Below are 17,594 nucleotides of genomic sequence, written 5' to 3'. Positions count from 1 at the left end.
ATCCCCATGCCGTCATTTAGCTCGTAGTTGTAGATAAAGCTGCCATCTTTGCACTCAGCGCCCGTTAACGTGGTAATCTCGTCGACTCGCATCGGCGCACTCTTATTGATGCCTTCCACAGCCGCTTTGAGCTGGACATTATCGCAGCTTGGTGCCGCAAAAAGCGCCGCGAAAGCAAACGGAAGCAATAAAAACTTTTTCATAATTCTCTCCTTAAAAAATTTAGTAATGATATAAAAATTAATATTAATCGGTGCTTTAAATTTAGGGCGAATTTTTTGGTGCCACGAACATATAATTTGATCCAAGCGTAGCAGCGAACGCGAAAAATTTATTTGCAGGATTTGGCCCTAAAATACGGAATTAGGCAGTATATCAAGGTGCGGAATTTATTGGCTTGCCGCACTTAAATATAAGCTGCTAAGTTAAATTTTATAACGCGATTTTTGCGGAATTTAACTTAGCTTGCGAAATAAATTCGATGCTTAGAGTACCGACAAACTCGATATCAAAAGGATTTAATGCCGTAGATTAGTAAATCCCGCAAGAAAGCGCGTCTATGAGAGTTTTAAAGCCATGTTAATTATATCGCTAGATAGAGCTTAGGCGCGACGATCCGCAAGCGCGTGCCGCAAGATCGCCGCAACAAATTTTGCCACAAGACGACAGGCAAAAATAAGCGACTATATGCCCGCCTTACCACAAAAAGGCGCAAGCGCGATTAGTTGTCGTTGATTACGTCCAAAATCTCTCTAGCGTGTACGGCGTAATCATTCGCCATAGATTTTTGAAAGATCCCGCCGATCTGCGCGTACGAGCCCTGACCGCCGCCGAAGAATTCCTCCTCGCCGAAGTTGCGCTCGTTTACGGCGATATTTTGGTTGTAGATCGGCTTTCCGTTTTTAAACATTTTTAGACGTAGATTGTAGCGCACATAGGGCTTTGCCGAAACATCGATGCCGTCGGAGCTGTAAAAGCCAAAGCCGAATGAGCTAAGCTCAGGCGCGATAACGAGCCCTTTACCTTGCAGCGCTTTTTCGTCGTCGGTAACGCTTACGCGCCTTAGGTAGGTGCCGAAGAAGCGCTTTGCCTCGCCTGCGACGAACTCGCCGACGTCGATTTTAAGCTCATCGTCTCTGCCTAGCTTCGAGCTTGCGACGTAGCTTTTTGTCCCCATTAGCTCGCCAGGGATGTAAATGAGCGCGCTTTGCATGGCGTTAGTCGCGTTTATAGTATCATCAAACGGCGCCACATCGGCGTTTTGATTAAACTGCGCTTCATATGCGCAACCGCTAAAAAGCGCGCAAACTATTGCGGCTAGAAAGAAATTTTTCATTGTTTGCTCCGTGTAAAAATTTTTGTAATTCTACCCCGCGGGTCTAAATTTTACGCTGAAACGGGCGGAATCGCTCTTCAATCCAAGCTAAAAAATCGCCTAAGCTTTCGCTTAAACGTGTCTTTTGGAATTTGCGTATCACCGAAATCATCGCTCCAAATTTCGTTTTTATCGGTAAACAAGCCTTTATTTTGCGCCTGCGGCATAAAGACCACTTTATCCGTAACTTGGACGCCTTTTTGCTTAAAATACTCTAGTATCTCATCCAGATCTCGCCTAGAATATATATTTATAAGGAAGTAATTTCTATTTTTGAACCTTAGCACGATATTTTTGCGGATTAAGCCCAAAGGCTCATCCGCTCTTATCAGCATATAAATTTTAAACGGCAAGATGAACAATATGAAATTTATCGTATGATATAAAAACAATACAACCTTTCCTATGTGTACCCCTATGGACGATTTTTTATACAGCTCGTAGGACGAAAAATAGTGAAATCTACCGAAGCTATTGTATAGCTCCGATATAACACAAAAACTCGCCTTATCTATATCGCAGGCATCGCAAATTTTATTATTTCCTCTTTCTTGACAAAATAAAAATCATTTAGCGCCTGATTTAGCGATCCGGGCTTATCGTCGAAAGCATTTATATAGCTGATTTTATTATTTTTCAATAAAAAATACGCGGGACTGCCCTTTCTTTTAATAGGCCAAAGTAATGTAGCCGGCAACAATAAAAAGACCACTACGATAAACATAACTAAATCGGCACTAAAATGCGTGTAAAATTTCAAGTTTAACGGAGTAACTTCTAAATTGAATATTTTATATAAGCAACCGAGTGAAAGAAAAAGAACAATATTGTTTTGAAAGTAAACCGCTCTATCTATGATTTTGATCGGCTCTTTGTCGTAATCCCTCATAAAATTCCTTTTCGGTATGATTTTTGACGAAGCGTATTTTATCGTCGTCTTGCTTTCGGCGCGTTTAAGAACGCGGGATATTTGCAGGGGCGATTGCGGCGAGTTGCAACGAGCGGCGGCTGTCTCAGCCAAGCAGACGCTAGCGGCTCATCTACAGCTGTTTCGAGGACTACTGCGAGCGCCTAGCGATCTCATCTGCGATTGCCGCGGACGGAATTTTGCTCGAAATCTAACCCCAATCTCGCCGCGAAATACTCGCGCAGCATCCGCCTTTGCGCTTCGTTTACGTTTAGCCGTAGCCAGATTACCCCGCGGGTCTAAATTTTACGCTGAAAACCGAAAAATTTCACGCCTTAATGTCGTAGCTGAAATTTTTCAAAAAATATATGCGTAAAGCCTCGCGCTCGGCGCGGCTAGGACGGATGCAAAAAAATACCGCAGCACCCGTATCGTCCCTCCCGCGCAGTAGCAGGCAGTCGCGTAGTCGTAGCCCCGCTCGTCCGTCTAGCCTCCGCGCGACGACGAGCTTTGAAGCGATCAAAATCGCAAAAATGCCCGTCGCTGCATAGATCGCAGCCTCGGCAAAGCCGAATTTGATCGTCAAAAATACGCCCGCGACGTATGCGAAAAGAAGCAAGAATTTTAAAATTTCTTGCAGTTTCAAAAACCGCTCGTAGCTTATAAACGGTACGCGAAACGTCCGCACGAAGCCGAACGACGGCTCTATCAGATCGACGCATCCAAGCATAAGATCGTATTTGTCTAGCCCTCTGCGAAAGGATATTTTAAGCCCGTCAAATTCCACGCGCGCCGCCTCTTTGCTACCGCTTCGCAGATAAAGTAACGCTAAAAACATAAAAACGATCGTCAGGCTGGGCTTGGCTCGCTGCGAGCGTAGTGGGCTGTCCGTGTAAAACAGCTCCCCCGATCCGCCGATGTCCAAAGAGATAAAAATGCAAAAAAACGCAAGGATCGCGACGGAGAAAATTCTATAAAACGTATCGTCGCAGATGAGGCTGAATTCGGGCTTTTGCATTAGTTTTTATATAGCGGCGCGTCGGTGATTTTAAATCTAAATTTATTGCCCGCGCCGATAAATTTCACGAAGCTCGCTACGTCAAATCCCTGCTGCGGCGCGCTTAGCGGCGGCTTAGCAAGGATCTCGAAGCTAAGACCTGCGTAGTTGAAAAACTTGCCGCAGCGCCGAAAGCCGCGTCTGCCGTAGAATTCTATGCGGCGCAGGCGCTGCGCGAGATTGGGCGCGTCCTCGTGCGGCGGCTCGACGTCAAGGACGATTTGCGCGCGCGGATTTTGCGTGACGATGAGCGCGAGCAGCCTTGAGCCGACCCCTAGCCCGCGAAATTTCGCATCGATGCCGAGGTAGGCCACGTAAAAAATCTCGCTCTCCCCGCCGCTTGAAATTTCGCTCTCATCGTGACGCGAAATTTTGCTTTCCGCGGCACCTGACGAAATTTTGCCCTCTGCGGCGCCTGATGAAATTTCATCCCTTCTGACGCTTGATAAAATTTCGCCGCTTGCACCGCAAATCGAACAGTCCGCGGCGGTTAAAATTTCATCGCCGCTAAAAGGCTGCGTTTTTTGGCCCGCGATTTTACCGCTTGCAACGCCAAAAAATTTTGCCTCTGAAAATTCCGCTTTACCGCTTGAGATTTCATCCTCTGCGCCTTCAAATTCCGCGCTGCTATGGGCTTTGGATCTTAAAATTTTATCCGCATTGAGGCGGGGCGGCGGCTGTTTGTGGTGCGAAATCGCGCGCTTGTAGGTCTGCTCGGTTCTATAGACGAAAAAGCCAACCAACTCCTCGCCGCTTAAATTTTGCACCGCCGCGTTTGATTTTTTGCTTGCCGCATTAGATTTTTTATCCGCCGTGCCGCGATTTTCGAAACTCAAAGATGCTAATTCTGCCGCGCCGCAGTCACTCGCATCGAAATTTTTACCCGCAGCATCGCGATCTTGGCTCGCTTCGCCGCAATCCCGCTTTGCCGCGCAAGAATCCTGCTTCGGCGCGTTTAAATTTTTGCTCGCCGCCGCGCGATGTTTATTTGCTGCGCCGCTAGCGCCCAGGGCGCCAAAATCCTCGAATATCGCCGCGATTTCAAGCTGTCCTTTGCGCGACATTTTTAAAAAATTTTTTATGCTGATGCGCTCGATTTCGGGGAACGCCGCGACGTTGATCGCCTCTATGCGCGCGATCAGTGCCGAGTCCTCGCCGATACGCTCAAGTCTCATTTGCCCTCCTTGTCGCGATAGCCCTACCGCGTAAATTTAAAATTTGCCCGCCTAACTCGCGGGGATTTCATCGCTCGGCCCTAAAATTTTATGAAATTTCGCAAAATTTTGAAGGGTCGCTCGTCTAAATTTAATCCTCGCCGTAAATTCGCTTCAAATTCCCCAGTGTCGCGCTCGCGTTTAGCAGTAACGCATCGGCGATCGCCAGTCGCGCCATCGCGGTGGCTACGACGCTGCCGCGCACGGCGATACACGGATCGTGCCGCCCGCGCAGCTCGCAGACCGCGTCCGCGCCGCGCACGTCGACGCTGCGTTGCGCCATGAAAATGCTCGGAGTGGGCTTAAAATGCGTCGCAATCTCGATAGGCGCGCCGCTACTTATGCCGCCTAGGATCCCGCCTGCGTTGTTGCTTGCGAAATTTGCGCCGATCTTGCCGTCGTTGGTGCGGATCAAATTTTTGCTAGCGCGCATAAAATCATTGTTTTCACTGCCTTTTAGCGTGCTTGCCCTCACTCCTGCACCGATCTGCACGGCCTTTACGCCGTTTATGCCCATCAGCGCGCCCGCAAGCGCCGCATCCAGCTTGCCGTACAGCGGCTCGCCGAGCCCCGCAGGCATGCCCGTGACGCGAGTTAGCACGCAGCCGCCGATACTATCGCCGGCATTTTTAACGCTTAGAATTAGCTCTTTCTGCGCGCCTTCCATAGCGGGATCGAGCGCGAAAATTTCGCTGTTTTGCGCAAAGTCGAAGTCTAAATTTTCCGCGTAAATTTCGCCCACGCCGCAAATTCCGCTTTTTACGGAAATTTTAAAGTGATCTAGCAGGATTTGCGCAAACGCTCCCGCAGCCACGCGCACGGCGGTTTCGCGCGCGCTTGCTCGCCCGCCCCCTCGGTAATCGCGCAGTCCGTATTTGGCAAAATATGTAAAATCGGCGTGAGCGGGGCGGAAAATATCCTTTAAATTTTCGTAGTCCTTTGAGTGCTGGTTTGCGTTGCGGATGATAAATCCGATCGGCGCACCGCTGCTGCGACCGTCAAAAATTCCACTTAAAATTTCGATCTCATCGGCTTCTTTGCGCGGCGTAGCGTATTTGTCGCCCGGTTTGCGGCGGTCAAGCTCGCTTTGGATATTTGAAGGCTCGATCGCCACGCCCGCCGGAAAGCCGTCCAAAACGCCGCCGATCGCCGCGCCGTGGCTCTCGCCGAAGGTGCTAAGGCGCAATTTCTCGCCGAAAGTATTCATAGCGCGCCTCCTTGGTCACCACTGCCTTGTCTATCCGTATCACGCCCGTTTCGCTCATTGCTTCTTTTAGCGCTCGGTGTGCCGCCCGATGTGCCGGCGCGATCGCTCTTTTTGCCGCCTCGTGAGCCTTTTTTGCCGTCCTGTGCGCGGTTTGAGCTGCTTTGTGCGTCGCTATCGCATGCTGTTTGCTCTCCATTTTGCGCGTTAGTGCCGTGCGAGGCGCCGTTTTGTAAAAGCTCGAGCGCAATTTGCGCGCATTTTTGCTCGGCCTCCTTTTTGCTCGCTCCCACGGCGGATGAGAGCCGCTTGCCGCCTACGAGCGCCGCCATTTCGAAGCTTTTTTTATGATCGGGGCCGCTCGAGCCTAAAAGGACATATTCGGGCGTGACGCCAAATTTTGCCTGCGTGAGCTCTTGCAGCGCGGTTTTGTAGTCTTTAACGAGCTCGTTAAAGCTGATGCGCGGATATAGGATTTCTAAGATTGCGGTCGCGATTCGGGCGGTGTTTTGCAGCCCGCTCTCAAGATAGACGGCGCCCATTATCGCCTCAAACGCGTCCGAAAGCAGCGATGGTTTCTCACGCCCGCCGTTGCGCTCCTCGGACAGCGACATATTCAGGTTCTCGCCGATGCCCAAAAATTTTGCAAATTTAGAAAAGCTGCTTTCGTTCACGAGCGCGGCGCGCAGCTTGCTCAGATCGCCCTCGTCGCTGCTAAATTTTTTGAAAAGATACTCGCCCACGATCAGATCCATCACCGCATCGCCTAAAAATTCCAGCCTCTCATTGTTGTGCCCGTTTTTGGCGCTTTTGTGCGTAAGAGCGATCTTGAGGTGGGCCTGGTTTTTAAATTTATAGCCCAGTTTTTCTTGTAATTTTTCTAAATTTTGCATCTTTGCCCTTTATTATAAAATTTTACGAAATCCGCGGCGGCTCGCATGCAAACGGCATCCGGTGCGAACAAAACCTGCACAAGCGAAACGAACGAATGCGGACCTGCGCCAAATTTGCGCTAACGCGGCGAATGAAGCCCTCTGACGCCGATCTGTGGCGAATAAAATTTAAACGTAGCCTGCTAATTCTAACGCAAACCGCGCTAAGGCTCACTTGCCGCAAACGAAGTCCTCGCCAAAAATAGACCCGTCGCGAATAGAGTCGCGCCAAAGCCTGCTCACTGCTAACGAAATCTTCGCTAAGGCTCGATTACGTGAACGAACGCGCTAAACCGGCGGCGATAAAATTTACGCCGAAGCGGCTCTGCGTGCAAAGCAAACGCGGGTAAATCTATGCTAAATCCGCGTAACCGCGAGCTTTGCCGCAGAATTTTAGCCCTTTATCGCTTCCGCCGCCGCGCGAGCCATAGCATCGCACTCCTCGTTTTGCGGATGACCCGCATGCCCCTTGACCCACGAGGCTTTGATCTCGTGAGGCGCCGCCGCCGTAAGGTATCTGCGCCACAGATCTGCGTTTTTCTTGCCCTTAAAATCGGTAACGACCCACTTTGCAAGCCAGGAATTTATCGCCTTAACAACATACTCGCTATCCGTAAAAAGCTCGACGCGGCAGGGCTGCTTAAGCGCGCTAAGCCCCATTATAGCGGCCGTTAGCTCCATTTGATTATTAGTCGTCATCGCTTCCGCGCCGCTTGCCTTTTTTATCGCGTCGCCGTATTGCAAGATATAAGCCCAGCCGCCCGCTCCAGGGTTTCCGAGACAGCTGCCGTCGCTAAAAAGTTTGACCGATTTCACCGGTTTTCTCCGAAATTTGCGCTCTGATCTCCATGCTGCCTAGCTCGTAGCAGACCGGACAGCGGTGCGAGAAGAGCCCCACCGAGCTTTTGCACTTCGCGCAGGTGTAGCTAAAGCTAAGCCCCGCGTCCTCAAAGCCCGCGTCTTTCATAGCCATAAGCGCGTTGATCTCAAAAATTTTACTCGCGCTCTGCGGCTTTTGATCGCTTCTTCCAAGCGCGTAAAAAAGCGCGTTATACTCCGCATCCTGCGTATTTACCGCCGCAGGGAAATCATAGATCAGATCGATCGCCTGCTCGATCGGCGGGAAGCGGTCAAAGCCCTCCATGGGCTCTTTGTTTTTGATAAAAAGCTCCATGCAGAACCGCCCCGCGCCTTTGAAGTTTAGCTTTGAAATTTTAGCGATTTTCTTGTTAAACGGCGTATTGGCGTCGTTTGCGATGATCTGAGCGCGCTCGAACTGGCTTTGAGCATATACTTCGGCGTCCTGTTCGCGCAGCGCGCCAAGCACTTCAAGCGCCTCATTAAAGCGCTTCAGCCGCTCATAAATCACCGTAAGATGCGTAAGAGCCTCTTTGTTTCTCGGGCGCAGCTTCAGCGCCTGTAAAAACACCTCTTCGGCGCGCCCTAAAAAGCCCGCTTTGAAATATACGATACCGAGATTGGTGAGGATAAACTCCCTCTGCACGCCGCCGCTAGCCTTGCCTAGCGCGATTAGATAAATTTCTATCGCGCGCTCAAAGTCGCCGCTTTTGACAAAAGAGCTAGCCAAAATTCCAAGCGTCGGGATATCAATTTGAGGGCTTGCCAAAAGCTGCCTGTGCTCGGTGCTAAGCGCGTCTAGGGTATCAAATTTTTTGATAAAATTCTCTAGGCTCTGCCTCTCGTTTTTTTTAGAAAAAACTCCCCAAATGTAGCTTAGAATCGACACTAGCAAGATTATGCTTATCAGCATGATAAGCCCGAAAATCGGGTCGCGATCGTCTAAGAAAAAATTATCCAAATCAAACCTTGTCGCAAAAATAAAGGGCAATTATAGCAAAGTGCGGGTATAATTTTGCTTATGATTAAAAACGAAAGCATAGAAAATCTGCTGGCCACCGTAGATATCGTAGACGTCGTAGAAAAATATATCCCGCTTAAGCGCAGCGGCGCAAATTTTGTAGGCGTCTGCCCATTCCACGACGATTCGCACCCGAGCATGAGCGTGAGTTCAAAGCTTGGAATTTTTCACTGCTTTTCTTGCAAGGCGGGCGGCAACGCGATTAAATTTATCCAAGATTACGAAAAGATAAGCTTTCCAGAAGCGGTCGAAAAGCTTGCCGGGATGTATAATTTCGCGCTGCAATACACCGGCGCTAAAGTCCAGGAGCGCAGCGAAGAGAAGAAGGTGCTCGGGATTTTAAACGCCTACTATCAAAGCTGCCTTTATCAAAACCCCGCCGCCGTAAAATACCTGCACGAACGCGGACTGAGTAATGCGACTATTCGCAAATTCGGCCTTGGCTACGCAGGAGCTAGCGCGCAGACGATCAGGGTTTTGCAAAACGAAGAAATTCCGCCGCAAGACGCGCTAAATACGGGCGCAGTGAAGCAAAACGAGCGCGGGCTTTATGCTAGCTTCATCGAGCGCATTACCTTTCCGATCTACAACCACGCGAGCAAACTCGTGGGCTTCGGCGGCCGCACGATAAGCGATAATCCCGCCAAATACGTCAATTCGCCACAGTGCGCGCTGTTTGATAAATCTAAAATTTTCTACGCATTCGACCTTGCGAAAAAAAGCGCGATCGCCAAAAAAACCCTCATCATCACCGAGGGTTACATGGACGTCATCATGCTGCATCAAGCGGGCATCGACAACGCCGTAGCGGTGCTCGGCACGGCGCTGACGCCCGCTCATCTGCCGCTTATAAAGCGCGCGGAGCTTAACGTCGTGCTTAGCTTCGACGGCGACGCCGCGGGCATCAATGCGGCGATAAAGTCGGCGCGGCTTTTATGTTTGAATAAGATCGACTCAAGCGTCGCTATAATCGGCGGCGGTGCCGATCCTGCGGATATGATTGCGGCGGGGAAGGTGCGCGAGCTAGAGCAAATTTATGCTAGCGGCATGGAGAGCGGGGAGTTTCTGATCCGAAGAATCGCTAAAAAATACGACCTCGCTCGCCCCGTGCAAAAAGAGGCTGCGCTAAATGAGATCAAAGAATTTACCGCAGCGCTCGGCCCCGTACTCGCCGAGTCCTATCAGAGCCTAGTGGCGCAAATTTTAAACGTTTCGCCCGGCTCGTTCAATCTCTCTAGCGGCGGTAAAAATTTCGGCGCGGGCTTTGAGGGGCGAAATTTTAACGAGGGCGGGAGCTTCGGCTCTTACGATTTCGGCTCTTACGGAGGGCACGGCGCAGACGGCAGGGGCGGCGCGAGCGAGAGCCTAAACGGCGGAAATTTTGTTCGCGCACAAAACACGGCGCGCTATGAAAGCTCCGCGCCGCCTGCGTCTTCGGCTAGGCCCGGGCGCTCGCTACTGCGCCGCAAGGAGATCGCGGAGCTTCAGATCATAAAATCAATGCTGCTTGATGGCGAGATGGCACAGCTCGGGCTCGGCTGCTTAGAGCGGCGCGATTTTCGTATGCACGGCGATATTTTCGAGGCGTTTTTGGCTTTTGCCCGCAGCGGCGGAAATTTTAAAAATTTCATCGCGGGCGAGGGCGGTAATGTAGACAGCGCCTCCGAAGATTTTACCGCAGGCGGTGCGGGAGAAAATTTTATCCGTAGCGAGAGCGTAAATTTAAAAGGCGGCATGAATTCTAGCGGGCAAAATTTTAGAGGGCAAGGCTCCGCAGGCGCCGTAAATTTAAAAGATTCCGCGCAGCAGGGCGCAAACGGCGGCGAGAAGCAGGGAAAGAAGGAAGAGGGTTTAAATAACGGTGAGAGACGGAGCTCAAGCAGCGGCGCAAAGCAGGGCGAGAGGGAAGCCGCAGCTCAAAATGTTCAAAGCGCTCAAAATAGTCAAAATACTCAAAGCGTAGAAAACGAAGCCCTTGAAAATCTGCGCGCGCTTGCGCTGGATGATGAAATTTTGCCGATCGGCGGCGTAGCGCTTTTTAACGATGCGTGCAAAATTTTACGCCGCAACGCCCTGCAAGATCTGATGCAAAAGCTCAAAAACTCCGACGCGCCCGACAAGATCGAGCGTATCTTGGAGTATCAAAAAAAGATCAACCAACTCAAGTAAAGGAACGAAATGAAGGCATTGGCGCTCTTTAGCGGCGGGCTTGACTCCATGCTCGCGGTCAAACTCATCGTCTCGCAAGGCATCGAGGTGCTCGCGCTGAATATGGATATCGGATTTAGCGGCAAGGACGATAAGAGCGAGATCATGCGCCGCAGAGCCGCAGCCGCGGGGGCGGATTTTAAAAGCGTCGATATCAGAAGCGAATATCTACGGCAGGTGCTTTTCGAGCCAAAATACGGCTACGGCAAGCACTTCAACCCCTGCATCGACTGCCACGGATATATGTTTAAGACCGCGCTTGCGATGCTACAAAGCGAAGGGGCGAGCTTCATCATCACGGGCGAGGTGCTTGGACAGCGCCCGATGAGCCAGCGCGCGCAGGCTCTAGCTCAGGTCGGCGGGCTTAGCGGCGATGAGGAGGGGCTGATCCTGCGTCCGCTGTGCGCGAAACTGCTGCCGCCCACGACGCCCGAGATCAAGGGCTGGATCGATAGGGGCGCGCTGCTTGACATCAGTGGGCGCGGGCGCACTAAGCAGATGCAGCTCGCGGCAGAATTCGGCTTTGAGGATTACGAAACGCCCGCGGGAGGCTGTCTGCTGACCGTGCAGAGCTTCAGCGAGCGGATCAAGGATGCTGTAAAATTTGAAAAGATCGAAACGCCCGCGGACGCTGAAATTTTAAAATTCGGACGCCATCTGCGCCTGCCTGAGGGTGCTAAGCTCATAATCGGGCGAGATGAGAGCGATAACAAAAAGCTTGCCGCCGTGCAAAATCCAAAATTTAGCGAGATAAAATTTAAAGATGACGTCGTGGGCGCGCTAAGCCTGCTAAGCAGGGGTGCTAGCGAGGCGGATAGAGAGCTTGCGGCGAAGCTGGCGCTGACATACGCCAAAACGGATGCCGCGCGCCGCTACCTTGTGCTCATAGAGGGCAGCGAGCTGAGCGCAAGCCCGTTTGAGAGCAAGGATGCTGCGCGCGAGTATTTTGTGTAAAATCTAAACCGCCATCCAGGTTGTATTTGATAGGCGTAAAAACGATACATAAGCGCAAAAAGCTGCGATAACAGATACAAGAGTAAAAATTTAAATGACAACGCCCGAAATAGACCGAAAATACGTCAGGCTCAGAGTTAAATTTAACCGCCGCGAGCGCTAAATTTAAAAGCAAAAGCGAGCAAATTTTAAGCTTAAGGAGCGTTTATGTAATATTTAAAACCATTTTTCGTAAAGATCACAAGCCGCACCAGAGATGGCGATCACATGAGCGCGCACGAGCAGATCATCGCTCCGCTACTGCAAAACACGCTCGCCGCCTACGCCTATAACGGGCGCAAAGATAGTATCGTGGGGGCTTTCGGTAGCGTGGAGCACCCGTTAAATTTGAGCGACTTTAGTTTTCTCGTGCGCGAGCGGGGCAAATTTCGCCTCGATCTAGCGCGCGAATGCGTAAACGGCGCCGAGATTTTTTGGAACGCTTGCAGTTTTAGGCGCGGCTCGGTTGTCGTTTTGCTTGATGGCGAGTTTGATCTGGCGCCTATCTTGCGCCGTTGCGCCGAGATAAGCATAGACGAAACGCCCAATATGGGCAACAGCCCTGCGGCGACCAAGCTTGCTAAGCGCGCGATGAGCGAGGGACAGATAGCCGTACTTTTTAGCGCATCAAACGGGATAGAGTGGATGGATATCTACGCTCCTGAGGCGGTGCAGGCTAAAATTTTGAAACTTGCGGATGAGATAAACGGGGATGAAATTTAGAAATTTAAAAGCAGGACTCCGCATTAAATTTCACGCAGGATAGGCATTATGCGCCCCCGTGCGCGCAGACAAAAACAGAAGTCGCAAAAATAGGTCTCGCCTATCGCTCTCTGCGCCTTGTCAAAAGATAAAACAAAATGATCGCCGTCAAAACCACCGCGATTGCGGCGTAAATTTTACCTATGCCGCCGTAGCTTTTGGAGCTGTCGCTTAAATACAGATTTATTATCGCGCCGTTGTCCGTTGAAATTTCAAGCTTCGCACCCTTTGCGCCGTTTAGCTTTACGCGCAGCATATTCGCCGCGGGGCTTGAAATTTCGGGCTTATCCATAAAGGAGTAGCTGGTTTTGTAGCTTTTCATCAAATCGTTGCAGTCTTTCGGAGCTACGAATATATCGTAAAACGCGCCGTTTTTTACGCTCAAATTTTCTCCGCCTTGCACGACGAAGTATCTAAATTTAGGCGCTTGCGTGATAAACTCCCACCGTAACGTCTTTTGCTTGCCGCCCTGCTCGTAATTAAACTCCGCGCCGTATTTGGCGTCGAATTTAAAAACATCTCTGCTGAAAAGCACGAACTGCCTATCGCTTAAAATGGAGTTAGGATCGGAGTTTTTGTCTAAAATTTTAACGTTTTGAAGCTCCCTGCCGCCTTCGTAAATTTTAAAACTTTTCATCGTTACGGGCGGTTCCTCGGCATTAAACTCCACGCTTACGGGATTTGCGGTGATTTTGCACCCCGGCATGGGATCTGGAATTTCATTGCTGAAAAATGCAAGCGCGGGCTCGTCGTTCGGGTAATAAACGTAAGGGCGCGAGTTTAGCGCGACGGCGCTTTTGAACTTATCCTCCCTCATGCGTAGCGTTTCGTTTTTACACATCCCAAGTAGAAATTTGCCGCTTCCTTCGTCGTTTAAATTCCGCGAGCAAAAGGCGTTGAGGCGCGAATTTCCCATCTCAAAAACGTAGCTACTTTTTTTGCCGTGCTCAAAATAGCCGATGCCGATCTCATCCGAGGCGAAATCCAAAAAGGCAAATCTATGGTAGATCGCGCTTAAAAGCCCGTCGATCGCGCTTTTTAGATCGCTTGAGTTATAGGATAAATTTTCACTCACGACGGCATTATAGCCTGCATAAAAAGCGCGCTTTGACGGATTTTCGCCCGTAAAATTCGGCTTGCCGGGGGTTTCGTCGTGCGACATCGCCTCGTTTGCGACGACATATTTTGCGTGATTAAGCGCGGATGTATTTAAAATTTCATTCTGCGCAAGCTGATTTAGCCCCGATTTTGCGCGCACATTGTTGATGTAGCTTAACGGATCGTCGTAAAAGGAAAAGCCGCTCATCGCAACAAGCGGCTGTTTTAAATTTGAAGGGGTGTTTTCGCATGCGGCAAAAAGCGCGCAGATCGCCCCAAGACCCAGGAGCCTAAGCCGTAGGGCCCGCTTTGGCAAACTCGACCCCCTCTTTTACGTCCTCGTAGCGTTTGAAATTCTCTTCAAACATCTTTGCAAGCTTATCGCGCGTGATCTTATATTCCGCCGGGTGCGTCCACGTGTTGATCGGATTTAGCAGCTTCGTCTCGACGCCCGCGAGCTCTTTTGGGATCGCGAGGTTAAATTTCTCGAAATTTTCAAATTCGCACTTTTTGATACTGCCGTCAAGGATCGCGTTTATGCACGCGCGCGTGGCTTTGATGCTCATTCGCTTGCCCACGCCGTACGCGCCGCCGCTCCAGCCGGTGTTTACGAGATAGACGCTGACGTTGTGCTTGTCGATCTTTTCGCCCAGCAGCTTAGCGTAAACGGTCGGGTGCAGCGGCATAAACGGCTCGCCGAAGCACGCGCTAAAGGTCGCCACGGGCTCTGTGATACCGCGCTCGGTGCCCGCAACCTTTGCCGTATAGCCGCTTAGGAAATAATACATCGCCTGCTCTTTGGTTAGCTTTGCGACCGGCGGCAAAACGCCGAATGCGTCGGCTGTTAGGAAAATGATATTTTTCGGATGGCCGCCCGCAGAGCTTGGCTCGTAATTTTCGATGTGATAGATCGGGTAGCTGACGCGGGTATTTTCGGTCTTGCTGCCGTCTTTGTAGTCCACGACGCCAGCCTCATCCGCGACCACGTTTTCAAGCAGCGCGTCGCGTTTGATAGCGGCGTAAATCTCAGGTTCGCTGCTCGGGTCTAAGTTTATGCACTTCGCGTAGCAGCCGCCCTCGAAGTTAAATATCCCCTCATCGTCCCAGCCGTGCTCATCATCGCCTATTAGCTTACGATTAGGATCGGTCGATAGCGTCGTTTTGCCCGTGCCGCTTAGGCCGAAAAATAGTGCCGTGTCGCCCTCTTTGCCCACGTTTGCCGAGCAGTGCATGCTTAGCTTGCCCTCAAGCGGCAACCAGTAGTTCATCATCGAAAAAATTCCCTTTTTCATCTCGCCGCCGTACCACGTGCCGCCGATAACCGCGACGTTTTCCTCAACGTTAAAGATAACGAAAACATCGGAATGCAGCCCGTCGCTCGCGTAATCTTCGTTTTTGCATTTGCACGCGTTGTAAACGACGAAATCAGGATGAAATTCCGCTAGCTCGCTCTCGCTTGGGCGGATGAACATATTTTTTACAAAATGCGCCTGCCATGCGACTTCAGTTACGAAGCGCACGTTTTTGCGGCTGGATTTGCTAGCGCCGCAATAGGCGTCTTGGATAAAGATTTCCTTGCCGCTTAGTTGGGCTTTGGCTTTGGCTAAAAGCTTATCGAAAAGCTCTTTTGAGATGGGCTGATTTATCTTACCCCAGGCTATGTATTTTTGGCTCGGGTCTTGTTTTACAAAGTACTTATCCTTTGGGCTGCGACCCGTAAATATGCCGGTATCGACCATAAAGGTGCCGTTACTACTGACGCGCCCTTCATTCATAGCCTTTTCAAGCTCGAAAAGCTCGTCGTAGCTTAGGTTGTGGTTGATTTTTTTGATATCTTTAAGACCTAGTTTATCCAGATCGTTCGGAGTTGTCATTTTGCGTCCTTTTTAAATTAAATTTTGATAAATGATTGCGCTATTATAGCTTAAAATTTAGGTGAGCTCGCTTAAGCACCGAGGATAGCCCTCATGAAATTTAGGCGGAAGCGCCCGCCTAAATTTAGAGCTTATCTTAAAATCGCGAGCACCTGATCGGCATCGACGGTATCGCCTTGAGCGATCAAAATTTTATCGATTATGCCGTCACGCGGGCTTTCGATATTTATCTCCATCTTCATCGCTTCAAGAACGATGACATTCTGCCCCGCCTTAACGGCATCGCCTTCCTTTATTAAAATTTTAAATACGTTACTAGGAAGCGTCGCTTTTATATCGTTATCGTCCGTACCACCTCGCGCGTCAGCAGTGGGCTGCTCGTGGGCAGAGCCTTGCAGCTGCGGCTTTGCGGGCGCTGAGGTATCGAAGCTGACGTCGTATCGATCACCGTTTACGAGCACGTTTTGTCCGGCAAATTCTACGTTGTAAATTTTGCCGTTAATCTTAACGTCAAATTTGCCGTTTTTAGAAATACCGCTTTGATGGCTTGCGGCGGGTGCTACGTCCTCTTTTTTGCGGCTCATCACCTTGCCCTCGCCTTTTAAAAACGCGATACCCTTTTCTTTGCACGCAAGCGCGATAAATATGTTCTCCTCACTAGGCTCAATGCCCTGCTCGCGTAAAATTCCTTTCGCGTAGGAGATGCTTTTACTCTCGTCTAGATCTGCGATGTCGATCGCCTTTTTATTCGTAGGCTCTAAGCCCAGCTGCTCGGCGGCTAGCTTGATTACGTCTTCGTCGGGTTTAACGGGCGTTTTACCGAAATAGCCTAGCACCATCTTGCCGTAGCCCTCGGCGATCTTTTTCCACGGGCCGAACATTACGTTGTTAAACGCCTGCTGGAAATAAAACTGACTAACTGGCGTCACGCTCGTGCCGAAGCCGCCCTTTTCGACGACTTCGCGCATAGCCTTGATGACGGCTGGGAATTTGTCTAAAATTTTATTATCGCGCATCATCTGAGTGTTTGCCGTAAGCGCGCCTCCCGGCATCGGCGAAAACGGAATGAGCGGGCTTACCTGCGTGGCCTCGGGCGGCATAAAATAATCCTTCAAGCACTCGCCCAAAACCTCTTCGTATTTTAAAATTTTCTCTGCGTCTAGCCCCAGGTCGAAATTTTGCCCCTTCGTCGCGTGCAGTAGCGTAAGAATGTCGGGCTGGCTGGTGCCGCCGCTTACGGGATGCGCGGCAAGGTCGATGCCGTCCACGCCCGCAACGAGCGCAGCCTGGTAGCATGCGACGCTAACGCCCGCCGTCTCGTGAGTGTGCAGGCGGATATGCACGCCGTCGCCTAAAATTTTACGCGCGCGCTTGATCGTCTCATAGACCTTCTGCGGGCTGCTGGTGCCGCTTGCGTCTTTGAAGCAGACGCTGTCGAACGGAATCTGCGCGTCTAAAATTTGACGCAGAATTTTTTCATAAAAAGCCGCATCATGCGCGCCGCTGCATCCCGGCGGCAGATCCATCATCGTAACTACGACCTCGTGCTTGAGCCCGTGGCGCGAGATGCGCTCGCCGCTAAATTTTAAATTTTCCACGTCGTTTAGCGCGTCGAAATTCCTAATCGTCGTCGTGCCGTGCTTGGCAAAAAGCTTGGCGTGCAGATCAATGATCTCGCGGCTGCCGGTATCGAGCGTGACGGTATTTACGCCGCGACTAAGGGTCTGTAGGTTCGCCTCAGGCCCCACGATACTTCTAAATTTATCCATCATCTCAAACGCGTCTTCGTTTAGGTAAAAATACAGGCTCTGAAACCGCGCGCCGCCGCCGAACTCAAAGTGCGTGATGCCGGCCTCTTTTGCCGCGCTAACGGCGGGTAGGAAATCCTCCATCGCCACGCGCGCGCCGAAAACAGACTGAAATCCGTCGCGAAAGGTCGTATCCATAACGTCGATAAGCTTTTTAGCCATTTTTAGCTCCTAGATTAAATTTAGCGTGAATTTTAATATTTCTAGCCTAAAAAAGCTTTTAAACCAAAAACCCCCGGAAAGATTGCGAGCGTTAATAGCACTAGAATTTGCAATAAAATAA

The 17,594-nt window shown here is 50.6% G+C and carries 15 protein-coding genes and 1 pseudogene; 3 read left to right on the top strand and 13 right to left on the bottom strand.

Translation table 11 applies throughout. The features are described 5' to 3' along the window. The 10 genes and pseudogenes from Q0238_RS02175 to Q0238_RS02130 form a co-directional block, all read right to left on the bottom strand. A partial coding sequence (locus tag Q0238_RS02175) for a hypothetical protein (protein ID WP_297942474.1) occupies nt 1-203 on the bottom strand: 203 nt, incomplete at its 3' end. 518 nt (nt 204-721) lie between these two features. Further along, nucleotides 722-1,336 carry a hypothetical protein gene (locus tag Q0238_RS02170; protein WP_297942472.1) on the bottom strand — a complete coding sequence of 205 codons (615 nt, stop codon included), beginning with the start codon at nt 1,334-1,336 and terminating at the stop codon, nt 722-724. A 77-nt stretch (nt 1,337-1,413) separates the two neighbouring features. After that, nucleotides 1,414-1,767, bottom strand: coding sequence for a hypothetical protein (locus Q0238_RS02165; protein WP_297942470.1), 354 nt, complete (start codon nt 1,765-1,767; stop codon nt 1,414-1,416). 119 nt (nt 1,768-1,886) lie between these two features. Next, complete coding sequence (locus Q0238_RS02160; protein WP_297942468.1) at nt 1,887-2,264, bottom strand: hypothetical protein; 378 nt, start codon at nt 2,262-2,264, stop codon at nt 1,887-1,889. Between the two features lie 346 nt (nt 2,265-2,610). Next, nucleotides 2,611-3,300 carry a hypothetical protein gene (locus Q0238_RS02155; protein ID WP_297942467.1) on the bottom strand — a complete coding sequence of 230 codons (690 nt, stop codon included), beginning with the start codon at nt 3,298-3,300 and terminating at the stop codon, nt 2,611-2,613. Beyond that, nucleotides 3,300-4,514, bottom strand: a complete 1,215-nt coding sequence (locus Q0238_RS02150) for a hypothetical protein (protein ID WP_297942465.1) — start codon at nt 4,512-4,514, stop codon at nt 3,300-3,302. The genes Q0238_RS02155 and Q0238_RS02150 overlap by 1 nt, the downstream gene beginning before the upstream one ends. Nucleotides 4,515-4,644: 130 nt before the next feature. Continuing rightward, the gene (gene aroC / locus Q0238_RS02145; RefSeq protein ID WP_297942462.1) at nt 4,645-5,760 is read right to left on the bottom strand and encodes a chorismate synthase; all 1,116 of its coding nucleotides are present in this window, start codon (nt 5,758-5,760) and stop codon (nt 4,645-4,647) included. Between the two features lie 227 nt (nt 5,761-5,987). Further along, nucleotides 5,988-6,650 (bottom strand): annotated as a pseudogene (gene rnc, locus Q0238_RS02140) (ribonuclease III); the annotation flags it as partial. A 432-nt stretch (nt 6,651-7,082) separates the two neighbouring features. Then, nucleotides 7,083-7,505 carry a ribonuclease HI gene (rnhA, locus tag Q0238_RS02135; protein ID WP_297942460.1) on the bottom strand — a complete coding sequence of 141 codons (423 nt, stop codon included), beginning with the start codon at nt 7,503-7,505 and terminating at the stop codon, nt 7,083-7,085. Beyond that, nucleotides 7,483-8,508: a tetratricopeptide repeat protein gene (locus tag Q0238_RS02130; RefSeq protein WP_297942456.1), complete on the bottom strand. Its 1,026-nt coding sequence runs from the start codon at nt 8,506-8,508 to the stop codon at nt 7,483-7,485. The genes rnhA and Q0238_RS02130 overlap by 23 nt, the downstream gene beginning before the upstream one ends. 60 nt (nt 8,509-8,568) lie before the next feature. On the opposite strand from Q0238_RS02130, the gene dnaG reads away from it, so the two are divergent. From dnaG to Q0238_RS02115, 3 genes are all read left to right on the top strand, one after another. Then, entirely contained in the window at nt 8,569-10,737 is a 2,169-nt protein-coding gene (gene dnaG / locus Q0238_RS02125; protein ID WP_297942453.1) for a DNA primase, read from the top strand. Nucleotides 10,738-10,746: 9 nt separating this feature from the next. Beyond that, nucleotides 10,747-11,730, top strand: a complete 984-nt coding sequence (locus Q0238_RS02120; protein WP_297942451.1) for an argininosuccinate synthase domain-containing protein — start codon at nt 10,747-10,749, stop codon at nt 11,728-11,730. 267 nt (nt 11,731-11,997) lie between these two features. Beyond that, complete coding sequence (locus Q0238_RS02115) at nt 11,998-12,492, top strand: hypothetical protein (protein WP_297942449.1); 495 nt, start codon at nt 11,998-12,000, stop codon at nt 12,490-12,492. Nucleotides 12,493-12,592: 100 nt separating this feature from the next. On the opposite strand, the gene Q0238_RS02110 is transcribed toward Q0238_RS02115, so the two are convergent. From Q0238_RS02110 to Q0238_RS02100, 3 genes are all read right to left on the bottom strand, one after another. Next, the gene (locus tag Q0238_RS02110; RefSeq protein ID WP_297942446.1) at nt 12,593-13,945 is read right to left on the bottom strand and encodes a CAP domain-containing protein; all 1,353 of its coding nucleotides are present in this window, start codon (nt 13,943-13,945) and stop codon (nt 12,593-12,595) included. Continuing rightward, nucleotides 13,920-15,503, bottom strand: a complete 1,584-nt coding sequence (pckA, locus tag Q0238_RS02105; RefSeq protein WP_297942444.1) for a phosphoenolpyruvate carboxykinase (ATP) — start codon at nt 15,501-15,503, stop codon at nt 13,920-13,922. The genes Q0238_RS02110 and pckA overlap by 26 nt, the downstream gene beginning before the upstream one ends. A gap of 131 nt (nt 15,504-15,634) precedes the next feature. Then, on the bottom strand, nt 15,635-17,473 hold the full coding sequence (locus Q0238_RS02100) for a biotin/lipoyl-containing protein (RefSeq protein WP_297942442.1): 1,839 nt from the start codon (nt 17,471-17,473) through the stop codon (nt 15,635-15,637). Nucleotides 17,474-17,594: the final 121 nt, after the last annotated feature.

This window comes from uncultured Campylobacter sp. (assembly GCF_938045775.1).
Classification (GTDB): domain Bacteria; phylum Campylobacterota; class Campylobacteria; order Campylobacterales; family Campylobacteraceae; genus Campylobacter_B.
This window is presented reverse-complemented; position numbering and strand designations above follow the sequence as displayed.